The sequence below is a fragment of the Nostoc sp. 'Peltigera membranacea cyanobiont' 232 genome (genome assembly GCF_002245985.1).
Lineage (GTDB): Bacteria > Cyanobacteriota > Cyanobacteriia > Cyanobacteriales > Nostocaceae > Nostoc.
The window spans coordinates 83,766-99,301 of record NZ_NOLK01000012.1 but is presented as its reverse complement, the minus strand read 5'-3'; the positions used below and the strand labels follow the sequence as shown (position 1 = coordinate 99,301).

7 protein-coding genes are annotated in these 15,536 nt (G+C 44.3%); 2 read left to right on the top strand and 5 right to left on the bottom strand.

The annotated features are described in order from the left end of the window. Positions 1 to 133: 133 nt before the first annotated feature. Both ruvA and CDG79_RS06530 read right to left on the bottom strand, forming a co-directional pair. Entirely contained in the window at positions 134 to 766 is a 633-nt protein-coding gene (gene ruvA, locus CDG79_RS06535; RefSeq protein ID WP_094328759.1) for a Holliday junction branch migration protein RuvA, read from the bottom strand. Next, on the bottom strand, positions 766 to 1,524 hold the full coding sequence (locus CDG79_RS06530) for a sucrose-phosphate phosphatase (protein ID WP_094341414.1): 759 nt from the start codon (positions 1,522 to 1,524) through the stop codon (positions 766 to 768). Before CDG79_RS06530 ends, ruvA begins: the two co-directional genes overlap by 1 nt. A gap of 217 nt (positions 1,525 to 1,741) precedes the next feature. Between CDG79_RS06530 and CDG79_RS06525 the strand changes: the two genes are divergently transcribed. Next, entirely contained in the window at positions 1,742 to 2,038 is a 297-nt protein-coding gene (locus CDG79_RS06525; protein WP_094341413.1) for a hypothetical protein, read from the top strand. Between the two features lie 111 nt (positions 2,039 to 2,149). Beyond that, entirely contained in the window at positions 2,150 to 7,813 is a 5,664-nt protein-coding gene (locus CDG79_RS06520; protein ID WP_143855428.1) for an ATP-binding sensor histidine kinase, read from the top strand. A gap of 76 nt (positions 7,814 to 7,889) precedes the next feature. Here the strand turns inward: CDG79_RS06520 and CDG79_RS06515 are convergent, their stop codons facing one another. The 3 genes from CDG79_RS06515 to CDG79_RS06505 all read right to left on the bottom strand — a co-directional run bounded on the left by CDG79_RS06515 (position 7,890) and on the right by CDG79_RS06505 (position 15,519). Further along, entirely contained in the window at positions 7,890 to 12,404 is a 4,515-nt protein-coding gene (locus CDG79_RS06515; protein WP_094341411.1) for a PAS domain-containing protein, read from the bottom strand. Between the two features lie 386 nt (positions 12,405 to 12,790). Then, a complete protein-coding gene (locus tag CDG79_RS06510) occupies positions 12,791 to 13,264 on the bottom strand; it encodes a response regulator (protein ID WP_094341410.1) in 474 nt (157 codons plus the stop codon). Further along, entirely contained in the window at positions 13,261 to 15,519 is a 2,259-nt protein-coding gene (locus tag CDG79_RS06505) for an ATP-binding protein (RefSeq protein ID WP_094341409.1), read from the bottom strand. Before CDG79_RS06505 ends, CDG79_RS06510 begins: the two co-directional genes overlap by 4 nt. Between the last annotated feature and the right edge of the window lie 17 nt (positions 15,520 to 15,536).

Genomic DNA, 15,536 nt, shown 5'->3' with positions numbered 1-15,536 from the left:
CAAAAGTAAGATAAAATACTTTGAAATTTCAGATTTTGGAATTGAGTAAGTAAGTCGATGGGAATAAACTAAACTATCTTACGAAACGTAAATAGGCTTGAAACCCTTACTAATGAGAAATGACAAATGACAATTAAACTTGTTCGCTGCTGAGATGAGCGATCGCTTGTTTTATCCAATCTTCGACGTATGCATCTTTGGGTAAGCCGATATCTTCACTCACTACATGCAGGGCGTGACTAACTTCATGGGCAGTATATCCCAAAGCGAAGAGAGTCATTTGCACCTCTTCGAGAATTCCTGGTGCTGGCCCGCCTGTAGCGACGAAGAACCCGGCTGATTTGCGCCACTCGACTAATTTGCTTTTCAGTTCCAAACAGATGCGCTCTGCGATTTTTTTGCCCACACCGGGAGCCTGAATTAAGATTTGTGTATTGCCAGCGATAATTGCTTGGACTAAATCTGGTAGTTCCAGAGTGTCTAAGAGGGCGATCGCTAAAGCTGCACCAATCCCTGTGACAGTCAGCAAGTGGCGAAATAAATCGCGTTCAGATGGCGAAGCAAAACCATATAAAAAGGGCACTTCTTCCCGAATTTGGAAATGGGTAAAAATTTGCGCTACTCCTCCCGACTCTGGTAACTGGTTTGCTAGCCGTTGGGGAACTTGCAAATCATACCCCAAGCCATTCACTTCCAGAGTCAGAATCACGCGATTAGCGCCAATTGTTTGGATACCAGCGACTATACCTTTTAGATAACTAATCATTACAAGAGACCAAAATAATTTAAGCCTTCAATAATTCCACCTGCACAAAAACATGAAGCCAGGTAGCGGTAGTCAGAGGGATGCTCATTGTGCCATTGGAGTAACTCTTTTCGGGCATTCCCGACAATGATTCCCCGTTCGTTGCCTACAGCAAATAAAGCAATATCATTACCCGAATCACCACAGACAACTGTTTGTTCTGCTGCAAATTTCCACTTCTGGCGTAAAAACTGCATTGCCTGACCTTTATCGCTGCTATGGGGTACAATGTCAAGGTCTATTCCGCTACTGTAGATTAACTTTACATTTAATTTAGATTTCTGCAACTTTGCTTCAAGTTGTGGTAGAACATTCGCAGATGCTTCTTGCTCTAGAAAAAAACTCACTTTAAAGGGACGCTGTTCTGAATCTGGTTGCCGAACTAACTCACGGAACTTCTGGGTAATAGATAATACAGTTTCCCGTTCCCATCCCGGAGAGAGAATTTCTGACCAATCCGAGTCTGGAGTATCAGTACCATCAAGGTAAATTTCTGTACCCACAGAAAGGACGAGGGCATCTGGTTGTAAGAGATTTTTTTGAGCTTGGAGTTCTTTGTAAAGAAAAGGCGATCGCCCGGTAGAATAAACAATTTTAGTGCCGTATTCTTGGCGATGTTGATTCAGCAGTTGATTTAGTTCTGGTAAAGCGCTGTCATCGCCCACGGTGCGATATACGAGGGTGTCATCTAGGTCGGTTATAAAAAGAAATGGTTTCATGATTAGAACTCTTGCAAAATTTCGTTATTCTACCGCGTGAAGGGAATTTTGCAAGAAGTTTACTAAAAATAAAATAAGTTTAAAGTTGCATTGAGGCTTTAGGAAACCCAGCACCAAGAATCTCTAGTTTTGTTGGGTTTAGTTCCTCAACCCAACCTACACATTATTGTAAGTTGAGAACCGTTAAAGTTACAGACTTAAGCTATTCAGAAGGCGTATGAGTGATATCGATAAACAGTGGGAGAAGTTAAAGCATAACCTTCCTATTGGACACAAATTTTATGGAGAGGTTATAAGTGTCAAGCCTTTTGCTATTTTTGTGTACCTTGGCTATCAAGTCATCGACGGTTATAAACTAAGCGGAATTATAGAAATTGCTACAAAATCAGATTGTGATTCATTTTGTTTACCCACGGACACTTCTTTGTGGCCACAAGTTGGTCAAAGCATTCATTGCAAAGTCATAGCTTACCGAGAATACAACAAGGAGGTAGATTTAAGATTGGTTCAATAGAAAATAACTATTCAATAACCTTTACCCCATAATTGGAATCTGCCTCAGAACTAGAATGAATCTTACGTTGAACCATTAACCTCTCTGCGTTCTCCGCGCCTCTGCGGTTCGTTGGGAGTAAGTTTTTTTGAGCTACTGACAGAAAAACTGCCTTTTGATTCTCAAGACCCGATGGAGTTAGTGCATTGTCATATTGCAAAACTTCCTCCTAATGTGTGCGATGTCAACTCTGAGATCCCTTTGGTTCTAGGAAATATTGTTCGCAAGCTGATGGCGAAAAATGCGGAAGACCGCTACCAGAGTGCGTTGGGACTAAAACATGATTTGCATCTGTGCAGAGAACAACTGAAAGAAATCGCGAGGATTGAGCATTTCTCCATTGGAGGGCGAGATATAAGCGATCGCTTTGCAATCCCAGAAAAACTCTATGGCAGGGAGCAAGAAGTTAAAATCTTACTAGAAGGATTCGAGCGGGTTGCCAATGGAGCCTCGGAGTTCATGTTGGTGGCGGGATTCTCCGGCATTGGTAAAACGGCGGTGGTGAATGAAGTACATAAGCCCATTGTCCGGCAACGAGGCTACTTTATCAAAGGCAAGTACGACCAGTTCAACCGCAACATTCCCCTCAGTGCCTTTGTCCAAGCCTTCCGTGACTTGATGGGGCAGTTGTTAGGCGAAAGTGACAGCCAATTAAAGCAATGGAAGAACAGGATTCTGACAGCTTTAGGGGAAAATGCTCAAGTAATTATTGAGGTAATTCCTGAGTTAGAGCAGATTATTGGGCAACAATCCCCAGTGGTGGAACTCTCAGGTAGTGCTTCCCAGAACCGTTTTAATCTGTTGTTCCAAAAATTTATTCAAGTATTCACCACAGTTACACATCCCTTGGTGATGTTTTTGGATGACTTACAGTGGGCAGATTCGGCATCACTCAACTTGATTCAGGTGTTGATCGGCCAGAGAGAAAGCGGCTTTATGTTATTGATTGGTGCATATCGTGATAATGAGGTGTCGCTGGCTCATCCCTTGATATTGACGTTAGAAGAAATCAAGAAAACTGGCACTACAGTAAACACGATCGCACTATCTCCCTTAAGTCAAGAAAGTTTAAATTCGCTGGTTAAGGATACATTGCAATGTCCAGCAGCGATCGCACAACCTTTAACCCAGCTAGTCTATCAAAAAACCCAAGGAAATCCATTTTTCAGCACACAGTTTCTCAAGGCACTATATGAAGAGGGAGGCATTGAGTTTGCTACTCAAGTTGGGCATTGGCAATGTGATATTAGTTATGTACAATCGCTCTCCCTCAGAGATGACGTGGTAGAGTTCATGGCAATGCAGTTAGAGAAGTTGCCAGTTGCCACTCAAAATGTCTTAAAACTCGCAGCGTGTATTGGTAACTCTTTTGATTTAGCAATGCTGGCAATTATCTATGAAAAGTCTCAAGCTGAAACTGCTGCTGACGTGTGGAAAGCCCTTCAAGAAGGATTAGTTATTCCCAGCAATGATATTTATAAATTTTATCAGTCAAAATCAGACTTGTTGATTGAGGAGAATGGACAGTTACAAACAGCACTAACTGATGAAAAAGTAATTGTTTTCTACAAGTTTCTGCACGATCGCGTCCAACAAGCTGCTTATTCGCTGATCCCGGATAACCAAAAACAACTGATGCATTTAAAAATTGGGCGATTGCTCTTAAATGTCATGAACGAGATGGAAAAAGAAGAAAAAATCTTCGAGATTGTTAATCAATTAAATAAAGGATCTGATTTAATTGTCTTAGCAACTGAACGGGAGAGATTAGCAAAACTAAATTTAGCTGCTGCCCAAAAAGCAAAATCTGCAACTGCTTACGTTGCAGCAATTGAATACACCACTAAAGGCATACAACTGCTCACAGCAAGTTCTTGGCAGCAATGCTATGATTTAACGTTGGCTCTCCATGATTTAGCCGCAGAAGTAGCCTGTCTGAGCGGTGACTTTAGACTTATGGAGCAGATAGTTGATGAGGTAGTACAAAATGCTCGTCAATTACTAGACAAAGTGAAGGTCTATGAAGTAAGAATTTTGGCTGATGTCGCCCAAAGTAATCAGCCCAAAGCTATTAAAACTGCTCTTTCTATTTTAAAATTATTTGGAATGTCGTTTCCAGAGCAGCCGACTAACGCAGATATTACTGAAAGTTTGCAACAAACTCAAGATGTATTAAAAGAAAAACATTTAGAAAATTTGTTAGAACTGCCTGAGATGAAAGACCTGAAAGCTTTGGCAGAGATCAGAATTTTAGCGACTGTGACAGCAGCAGTCTATCAAGCGGTTCCAGAATTACTGCCATTAATCGTGTGCAAGCAGGTGAGATTATCAGTTGCTTATGGGAATGCGGCGGTATCAGCACAGGCTTATGCTTGGTATGGAGTAATTTTATGCGGTATTGGAGAAATAGATTTAGGCGATCGCATTAGCGAACTGGCAATGGGACTACTATCACGCTTCGAGAGTAGAGAATTTAAAGCCAGTACGATAAACATGGTTTATCCCTTTGTGAAGCCTTGGAAACATCATATTCAAGATTCACTCGCTCCTTTGCTCGACGGATACCATAGCGGTTTGGAGATGGGCACTTTAGAATATGCTGCCTACTGTGCCTACAATTATTGTTCGCTGTCCTTTTTTCTGGGAAAAAATTTGTCAATCCTAGAACCAGAGATGAAGGTTTACAGTCAGGCATTGGCTCAACTTAAACAGGAAGTGGCTCACAATTATCTAAGAGTTTTTTACCAATCCGTCTTAAATTTCCTTGGAGAGAGTAAGTGTCGTTGGGAAATTCAAGGTCTAGTATATGACGAAGAAATCATGTTGCCCAAGCATCAACAGGCTAACGACCTTTATGCAATGGGAACACTATATATAAATAAACTAATTCTTTGTTACTTCTTCAATGAGTGGGAGCAAGCCATAAAAGTGGCAGTTAATGCCAAACAATATTTGAATGGTGTATCCGGCTGTTTCATGATTCCGGTGTTTCACTTTTACGATTCATTGACTCATCTGGCGATGTTACCCAACGCCCAAGGTAAGGAAGGTAATAGTTTGCCCCAGGAAGTTATTGATAATCAAAAGAAGTTGAAAGAATGGTCAAACCTAGCACCTAAAAACCATTTACACAAATTTTATTTGGTTGAAGCAGAACAGTATCGGGTGTTGGGGCAGATGTATGAAGCAATGGATTACTACGATCGCGCCATTGCATCCGCCAAAGCAAATGCATATATTCAAGAAGAAGCACTAAGCAACGAATTAGCAGGCAAATTCTACCTCCAATGGGGTAAACAAAAACTGGCTCAAGCATATATACAAGAAGCGTATTACTGCTACGCTCATTGGGGAGCTAAAGCCAAAGTCACCGATTTAGAACATCGCTATCCTCAGCTTTTGGCTGCAATTGTGCAACAACGGCAACCGTCACTTACACCATCTGATACAATTTTTGCCCCAGCTTTTCATTCTACTGAAACTTCTAGCTCAAGCAGCATTACAGAATCGCTCGATCTGTTAACTGTTCTCAAAGCCTCTCAAACTCTTTCTGGTGAAATTCAATTAGAAAAACTCCTAGCCGCCTTGCTTCGGATAGTGATTGAAAATGCTGGGGCAGAAAAATGCGTGTTAATGCTGCTGCGGGGCAATTCATTACACGATACCACAGGCGAACGCTTGGTGATTAAAGGGACTGTCACCGCTAATACTCAACCCATCGTTCTGCAAAGAACTCCAGTCGAAGAAAGCGAGGATATTCCTCTGAGACTGATTTATCACGTCAAACATTCCTTAAAACCTGTGGTGTTGGCAGATGCGACTACTCATCCAACCTTTGCCAGCGATACTTACATTTTGAACCAACAGCCAAAAAGCATTTTATGTAGTCCGATTCTCTTCCGGGGTAAATTCGCAGGTATCCTCTATTTGGAGAATAACTTGACGACTGGGGCATTTACTAGCGATCGCGTCGAGATGCTTAACCTGTTATGTACTCAAGCCGCCATTTCTCTAGAAAATGCTCGTCTCTATGAACAGGCACAACAAACACTAGCAGAACTGCGTGCCAGTGAAGCCCAATTCCAGAAGGTGGTTGACAATATTCCAGGGATGGTATTTAAATTCTGTCTGGCTACAGATGGCTCTTTCTCAACACCTTACGTTAGTTCGGGTTGCTATGACCTGTATGAGGTGGATTCACAGGAAGTAATGGCAGGGGTACACAACCTTCACCTGATGACGCATCCAGACGATCGCTCAATAGTTGAACGGTTAGTTATAAATTCTGCTCGAATGTTAACGCCTTTTAGACTGGAGTGGCGAATTGTGGCTGCTTCAGGCAAAATCAAATGGATTCAATGTGCATCTAAACCAGAACTACAAGCCGATGGCTCGGTTGTGTGGGATGGGGTGGTAATTGATATTAGTGATGCCTACGACGAGCTTTGCTTACGCAAACAAGCAGAAGCCGCACTTCAAGAGAAAGAGCAGTTTCTGAGCAGCATCTACAACGGAGCCGAAATGAGCATTTTTGTTGTGGATGTGTCAGAAAATGGTCGCTTCTATTACGCCGGATGGAACGCTCTTTCGGAACGATCGTGTGGAATTAGTAGTGCTGATGCCGTAGGCAAAACGCCCGCTGAAGTGCTTGAGGCAGCACAGGCTGAAATTATCCAACAACAGCTTACTGAGTGCGCTAGAACGGAAATGCCCGTTTATCATGAGCAGTGTCTAACCTTTGATGGGCAGGAAAGCTGGTGGATGATCAATTTCAACCCACTCAAGAATAATGAGGGACGGATTTACCGGATTATTGGCACAAGCTTTGAGATCAGCGATCGCAAACGCGCTGAAGCTCAATTGAATCAGCGCACAGTAGAACTAGAGCAAACTCTGCAAGAACTCCAGCACGCCCAAATGCAGATGATCCAATCCGAGAAAATGTCAGGATTGGGTCAATTAGTCGCAGGTGTTGCCCATGAAATCAACAACCCAGTCAACTTTATTTTCGGCAATCTTAGCCATGCGAATGAATACACCAAAAATATTCTCAGACTCCTGGAACTTTATCAGAAACATTACCCAACTCCCGATTCTGAGATTGAAGAAGAAATTGAGGCGATGGACTTGGAGTTTCTCCTAGAAGACTTACCCAAACTTATTTATTCGATGCGAGTTGGAGCAGAACGCATTCAAAAAATTGTTGTCTCTCTACGCACTTTCTCCCGCATGGATGAAGCCGATATGAAAGAAGTCAATATTCATGAGGGCATTGATAGCACACTAATGATTCTGCAACATCGGCTGAAAGCGAAATCTGATTCTCCTGGCATTGAGATTGTCAAAGATTATGGGGAGTTACCGTTAGTCGAGTGCTATGCCGGACAACTCAACCAAGTGTTTATGAATCTTTTGAGCAATGCCATTGATGCGCTAGAAGAAGCAAACACTCAAAACCAACTCTTAAATCCTACCATTACGATTTGCACTGCCCTGGTAGAAAGCAAACAAGTTGCCATTAAAATCACAGATAACGGCCTCGGAATTCCTGCTCATATCAAGCAACGATTGTTCGATCCATTCTTTACGACAAAACCTGTCGGCAAAGGCACAGGAATGGGACTTTCTATTAGTTATCAGATTGTCACTGAAAAACACAAAGGCAAATTATATTGTGTTTCCGAACTGGGGCAGGGAGCCACATTTATCGTGATGATTCCAATTTGCCAATCTTGATTTGTCATTTGTCATTTGTCATTTGTCATTTGTCATTTGTCATTTGTCATTTGTCATTTGTCATTTGTCATTGGTTTCATTTCGTCTGTGCGAGTGCCACCACAGCTTGAACTAACTCTTCTGGATTGAGGGGCTTGGTAACGTGCCGTTGATAGCCACTGGCTATGGCTCGTTCAGAATCATCAACTCTGGCGTAGGCAGTCAAAGCGATCGCCCGAATCTGTCCGCCTTTTTCGGGGGGTAAAGTTCGGATCTGTTGAATCAGTTTATAGCCATCGACTTCAGGCATCCCAATATCACTGACTAAGACATCGGGTTGGAAGGACTCCAGGTTTGCTAATACTTCCGCCGCCGAAGCAACAGTCTTAACTGTCGCTCCGTATTCAGTCAGCAATACGGTTAATAGCTCGCGGGCATCGGGGTCATCATCGACTGTCAAGACTCGAATTCCGGTGAGTTCAAGTGCTGGTTGTGACAACTCATCTATCTGCTTGATTTCCGATTCAATATTCAGCAGTGGCAACTGGACTGTAAAGGTGGCTCCAAAGCCTTCACCAGGACTATCAGCCGCGATCGTGCCGCCGTGGGCTTCAACCAATTGCCGGACGATCGCTAACCCCAATCCTAATCCGCCATACTTGCGAGTAATTGAGACATCTTCTTGACGGAATGACTCAAAAATATACGGCAGAAAGTCAGGGCTAATGCCTCTGCCAGTATCACTGACGATAATGTGTGCCCGATCGTCAACTCGCTCTAGTCGGATTTCTACCCGTCCTCCCTTGGGGGTAAACTTGATCGCGTTGGAAAGTAAATTCCAAACGATCTGTTGAAGGCGGTTGGAATCTCCAGAGACTTGCCCAATATTTGGTAGTATTGGATGTAAAGCAATTGATTTGGCAATGGCTGCCGTAGTTACCGTATCAATCGCAGCTTCAATTACAAAAGCTAGATTCACAGGAGCAGCATCAATGCTGAGTTTTCCGCGCAGAATCTTGGCTACATCGAGCAAGTCATCAATCAGTTGAGTCTGTAATTTAGCGTTGCGTTCAATGGTGGCTAAAGCTTCAGCCGTTTTGGCTTCACTAAATTTGCGGGTTTGCAGCAGTTTTGTCCAGCCCAAAATGGGGTTGAGAGGCGATCGCAATTCATGGGAGAGAACGGCAAGAAACTCATCTTTAATCCGATTGGCGCGTTCGGCTTCGGCTCTAGCTAGTTTCTCCTGTTCCAACAGTTGCTCCCGTTCTTGCTCGGCAAGTTTGCGATCGGTAATGTCAAGGGCCGCTAGAATTGCGTAGAGAGGTCTTTGATCTGCACTTGTCGGGTCAACGAAAGTCCGTTTGCGAACGCTTAACCAGCGCACGCTGCCATCTGTCCAAACCACGCGATGGTCGCGCGCAAATAGACTAGAAGTAGCAGGATCTGAAAGATAATCGATTAATTGAGCAAGTTCGGCCTGTTCTTCTGGATGAAATGTGGCGTGGATCCGCTCGCGAGAGACAACTAGTTCATCGACGGGTAAACCGTATAAAGCGGCTGCTTCTGGCGAAAGCTCAACTAGATTCGATGTATAATCAAATCTAGCAAGGGCAAAACCGGCAATTTGCATCCCCAATTGCAAGCGCTCTTCCGATTCATACAAGTGCTGTTCAGCAAGTTTGCGATCGGTGATATCTTGCACGTTGCCCAACATCCGTACCGCGTTACCTACGGTATCATAAAATACTTTACCTTTAGCCGCTAACCAGCGAATGCCATTGTGATGTAGGATACGGAAATCAGTTTCATAATGCTCTTGTTGTTGCTGGATGGTACGAGTCACCGCTTCATTGGCTGAGGTGCGATCGTCTGGGTGCAGGCAGCTTAACCACTCTTCATAGGTAATTGACTCTGTGGTTGGGTCAAACCCGAACAGATTGCAGTACTCTTCAGAGATATGAGCGCTGTTGCGGATAATGTCCCAATCCCATAGTCCCGATCGCGTGGCTTTGTATGCTAGCTTTAATCGGGCTTCACTCTCCTGCAATAGGAGTTCTGTCTTTTTGCGCTGGGTGATGTCTCGTGAAACCAACAAGACTCGTTCCATCTGCCCGGAGGCATCCAGAATCGGGCTAACGACCACTTCCCACCATTTGGGAGTGTTTTTGATGGTTGGACAGTATCCGCGAAAAACGCTGATTTTGCCTACTTTAGCGGCAGCGAGTGCCTGCTCTGCCTGTTGCCGATAGCTGCCTTCCCAGAAACAGACCCATTCAGTATTAATATAGGAATCTAAGTCGTCAATTTCCATCAAACACAGCCCGCCTGTATTCATGTACAGGAGCCGCCCATCCAGGCTCAATACTTTGATGCAGTCTGAACTGCTCTCTAAAATGCGGTTCTTAAATTCTTCACTCTGGCGCAGGGCTTCTTCGGTTTGTTGGCGAGCGGTGATATCTCGCCAGGTGGCAACAAATCCATCTCCAAATTTAGCCACGCGGATATCAAATGCTCTAACTAAGCGTTGTTGTCCGTAATCATCCTCATAAACTAGGCTGTCTTTAATCAGCGCTTGACCTGTTTCTACTACCCGACAGTACTCATCAAACAATCCACTGTCACGATGCCCTGGTAGTAATTCACACAAACCCCGCCCAATCTGCTGCTCATAAGTCATTTGATTGTTGAGACAGGCCGCATCATTAACATATTCAGTCCGAAAATCGATAATCTGCCCCTGCTCGTTCCGTATCGCCCGGTATACTCCAAAGCAGTCCAGCATATTTTCAACCGATGTGCGGAAGCGTTCTTCGCTCTGTTGTAGGGCTGCGAAAGAGCGTTTGCGTTCGCTAATGTCTTCGGCAATACCTGCAAACCGATAAATCTCTCCCGCTTCATCTCGAAGGGGAAAGCAGCGATCGTGAACCCAACGAATACTACCATCGGGTAAGATGATCCGGTATTCTTCATCAAATTGACCTGCGACTGCTTTTTCATGAAAGGCTTTGTCAGTCGATTCTCGATCCTCTGGGTGAATCCGATCGACCCATGATTGTTGTCCTTGATACAATTCCTCTGGGTTCAATCCCCACAGTCTTTGATATGCGGGACTAACATAGCTGACTCGGTTTTCGTACACCTCTTTGATCCAAAATACCGCCTCAATATTTTCTGCGAGTTGCCGAAAACGTTCTTCACTATCCCGCAGAACCTGGGCTGACCGTTTGGGTTCGGTGATATCTAAATCAATACCCGCCATCTGAATTGGTTGCCCGTGTTGGTCGTAGAAAACCTTGCCCTGACTGAGTGCCCAGCGAATCTTACCGTTGGGATATACTACCCGAAATTCAATGTCATAGTTTTCTCCCGTGGCGATCGCCCGCTTTACGGCTGCCAAAACGCGATCGCGATCGTCTTGGTGCAACCGGGCTGCAAACATCTCATAAGAGCCGTCAAACTCTCCTGGTTCCATTCCAAATAAGGCTTCCAGGTTATCCGACCAGGAAATTTTTCCCGTCTGGATATTCCAGTTCCACGTTCCCATCCGAGAGGCTGACAGAGCCAATTGTAGCCGTTCTTCGCTTTGACGTAGTTCCGCTTCTACTTGTTGGCGTTCCTTTAGTTCGTGCTGTGCCTGCTGATACAACTCTGCCTGTCGCAAGGCAATACTCACCTGAATTGCCAGTTCTTTGAGCAAGTCAATCTCTAAGGGCTGCCAAAATCGAAGGGAGGCACAATGATGAGCAATCAGCAATCCCCAAAACTGGTTGTCTTGCAGAATTGGCACGACTAGATTAGCTTTGACTTGAAACTGAGCTAATAATTCAACGTGGCATGGGTCAATACTGCTATCCTGAATATCAGATATCGCGGTTACTTGTCCCTGATGATAGCGTTGGAAATAATTCTCGACAAAAGCGGGATCGTAGCTCACAGCTTCTGATGGATTCCATGCGAGGTAGTTTTCAGCCAGACAGGGATCGTAGATAGTCGAGGAGAGGAGCGATCGCCACTCTGCCCCAACTGATTCTGCGATTACTGTGCCATACCCGTCAGGTTTTAACCGAAAAACCAGAACGCGATCGGTGTGGAGAAACTGCCGCACTTCGGCTACGGTTGTCTGAAGAATTTCATCCAGATTCAGGGATTGGTGAATTTGCTGGGTAATGTGGGCGACTACGCGCTCTCGTTCAATCCGCTGTTGCAGTTGGGTGCGTAGCCGCACTGTTTCAATCGCCCCATTCACTGCTATTTGCAGCCCTTCTGGGGTAATTTGCTCTTTGACAATATAATCTTGTGCGCCCGCTTTCATCGCCTGAACTGCGATCGCCTCATTGCCCTGCCCGGTGACGACAATCACAGGTAGGCAGGGCTGTTGGGTTGAGGGTTGCAATTTAGCTAGAAATTCCAGTCCGTCTAGATCGGGCAGTCGATAATCAAGTAAAATAGCATCTGGCTGGTGTTGCTGCCAAAGCTCTAGTCCTTGCCGTCCCAGGGTTGCTTCTAAAAATGTATAGGAATACTCGCGATCGCGCAGCAAGTACCGCCGATAGAGTTCTCGATCCTCTGGGGAATCATCGACAATTAAGAGGGTGCGCTGTTGCTGAGACATCAGGAACTAATTGAGCGGATAGAGTTTAACCCACATTTTGCAGGTTAACATAGAAGAACTGGTATTTTTTTAATAGCGCTAAAATCCTCATTTATCTAAAGATTTTACCATCCCCTTTGTTTTATGACTCTGAGTCAAGAAACAAAGGGGATGATTCTCTTTTGAAGAGAGTGATGAAAGAGCAATTATAGCAATACCAAAAAATATAAAAAATATAATAATATATACCTAAATGCAATCGCCATTGGGCTAATTGCAAGTAGAATTTTCAACTACAATAAATTATATTATTTTTAGTATTTATCTGCCAGGAAAAAACTCATAAACGCTCAATATATTGTTGGAGTCATCAACGATTAAAAGAATGCGCGATCGCCGACTCATGACTAATCTTGTAGGTAATCAGGCAGCGTTGTCACTTCAAACCAATACTCCACAAGCATCTGAATATCTCGTTTCAGTTGAGCAAAATTAATTGGCTTAACAATATAGCTGTTGACACCATATTGATAGCATACTTCGATATCTTTGGGATTATTAGAGGTAGTAAACACCACCACTGGAATCCTTTTCAAATTGTCATCCAGTTTAATCCGGCGCAACACTTCTCGTCCATCGGTTCCGGGCAGGTTCAGGTCAAGGACAATCAAGCCGGGACGGGGGGCACTTTCACGATCGATATAGCTGCCAGTCCGATAAAGAAATGCCAAGGCTTGTTCTCCATTCACACACCGTTGGATAAGGATTGTAATGGAAGATCGCCTGAGAAATCGTTGCAGTGCCTCAAAGTCTTCGTTGCTGTCCTCCACAACTAAAAGCAGTGGCGTTTGCTGCAAAGGGGAGGCTGAAATATGAGTCATTTGTTTGCCTCCGCCGACAGGGTAAAGTAAAACGTACTGCCAAGAGTTGGGGTAGATTCCACCCAAATTCTACCACCATGCCGTTCCACAATTTTGCGGGCAATGGTTAATCCTACTCCAGTCCCACCGCCAAATTCGTCCCGTCCATGTAAGCGGCGGAAGATTTCAAATATTTTGTCAAGATATTCTTGTGAGATACCAATGCCGTTATCACGAACGTAGAAAGTAACAGAAGTGGGAGCAATTTTGCTTTCGCCATTTCCTTCGATGAAACCAATTTCAACCCACTTCTGGGGTTTATCATTGTACTTAACGGCGTTGCTCATCAGGTTGCTGAAGAGTTCGTTAATTTGAGCGCGATCGCCTTGAACGTTATTAAGGGGTTGAGGAATGCGAAACTCGACTTCGCTTTGTGGTCGGGCAATAGTCAAAGTTGCGATTACCTGCTGCACTACCTCATTCAGATTCACTGATTGTCGGCTTAGTTCAGCGCGTCCCAACCGGGAGAAATGGAGGAGTGAGTTGATTAGGTCTTCCATTCGCTGTGTTAGCCGCACCAGCGTTTGGAGTTTCGCAATTCCGTCGTCATCCAGTACGTCTGCATAGTCTTCCATTAAGAAATTAGCATAGTTGTGAATCCCCCGCAGCGGTTCTTTTAGGTCATGAGAGGCAACGTAGGCAAAAGAATCGAGTTCTTCGTTACTCCGTTGTAATTCAAAATTCATCGATGCCATTTTGTCTGCTTGCCGCAACACAACACCCACAACCAGGCTTCGCAGTTCAATAACCGCTTCAACTTCACAGGGTTTCCAGGGTAGGGCAGATCCTTGTACCGTTTCTTGCCATAATTGAAAAGATTTGCGAGGAGATATGCGTAAACTGCCATCGGACGAAACTTCCACAGGTTTGTTGGGGTTGCCGCCCCAATTCACCGTTTGAATTACCTCTGGGCGAAACCAGAGAATGTAATTGTGATGAACTCTAGAAATTTCCAGGGCTAACACCCCACTGGCGATCGCTTGAAATGACTCAGCAGCAGGGTAATTTTTCGCCAGCGATCGCGTCTCAAACAAGTTATGAAAAAAGTGAGGTTTAATCCAATTAAGTAAGGCGTGAACCTCTTCCTCCGATGGCGTTTTCCCGACTCGAATATACTGGTTATCACTGCATATTACTGCTCCGGTAGCGCTAACCAGATTGAGTAATTGAGATTTCAGTTGCACCATGCCATCTCGGAAATACTCAGCCTGAGACAACTCTTCAACAAATTGAGTTTGCAATGATTTCAATTGACTTTTGTAATCAATGTCTTCACTCGCTTCTTTGTTTACTAATTCCACAGACATCACCTGTCCAATGAACTCGCACATAGTGCGGATATTGTAAGAAACATATTTAGGCGAAGAATGATGACAGGCAATCAATCCCCAAAGCTTTTGTTCGTGCATCAGAGAAATAGACATGGAGGCGGTCACGCCCATATTTTGCAGATACTCTAGATGAATTGGAGAAACACTCCGCAACACCGATAGACTAAGATCGAGCGGTTGATTTGTCAAAGGATTGTTCGCTGGAATTAAGCCGACAGGCTGGTAGCTGGCATCTGGAATCAGTCGCAGCCAGTTGAGGGTGTATAGCTGTCGGGCTTGCTTGGGAATGTCAGAGGGCGGATAGTGTAAGTCTAGATAGGGCGTTTCCAGACTGGTATCTTCAGCGATGACACTACCTGCGCCTTCGCGATCGAATTGATAGACCATGACGCGTTCAAAGCCAGTGATTCGCCGGACTTCTGTAACCACAATCTCACACATTTCCAGTAGCGTGGGTGCTTTTTGAATGCGGGTAATGGTTCCTCTTACCTGTTGATAGAAGTCAAAAAAGCCTGCTTTGCCTCTAGCTTTTTTCTGCTCAAATTCGAGAATAATAGTAGTATCTAAACGATGTACAATCCCATCAAAATGAATTGATTTATTCAGACACTTGATAGACAAATTTAGGGGATTGATGCTCTCAAAATCCTCTGCTAAACATTGTTGAATCAGCTTAATCTGCTTGGCATCAAGTAAATCTGATAGCGGCTTCCCCAACAATTTTTCCGGTTGACGACCAATAACTTCCTGGGTATTGCTGCTTACCTGAATAATTTCCAGAGTGGGATCTTGCAAAACTAGTAAAACCCCGTGAGGCTGGATCAGATTCGGAATGTGGATCGGTTCGCGATCGCAGTTTTTCAAATCAATAGTCTCATCAGTCATTCTCAGCTTTTCAAACT

Excerpts from the sequence above, each read along its gene's own strand:
- ruvA (WP_094328759.1), bottom strand. The coding sequence starts at position 766 with ATGATTAGTTATCTAAAAGGTATAGTCGCTGGTATCCAAACAATTGGC.
- CDG79_RS06530 (WP_094341414.1), bottom strand. The coding sequence starts at position 1,524 with ATGAAACCATTTCTTTTTATAACCGACCTAGATGACACCCTCGTATAT.
- CDG79_RS06525 (WP_094341413.1), top strand. The coding sequence starts at position 1,742 with ATGAGTGATATCGATAAACAGTGGGAGAAGTTAAAGCATAACCTTCCT.
- CDG79_RS06515 (WP_094341411.1), bottom strand. The coding sequence starts at position 12,404 with ATGTCTCAGCAACAGCGCACCCTCTTAATTGTCGATGATTCCCCAGAG.
- CDG79_RS06510 (WP_094341410.1), bottom strand. The coding sequence starts at position 13,264 with ATGACTCATATTTCAGCCTCCCCTTTGCAGCAAACGCCACTGCTTTTA.
- CDG79_RS06505 (WP_094341409.1), bottom strand. The coding sequence starts at position 15,519 with ATGACTGATGAGACTATTGATTTGAAAAACTGCGATCGCGAACCGATC.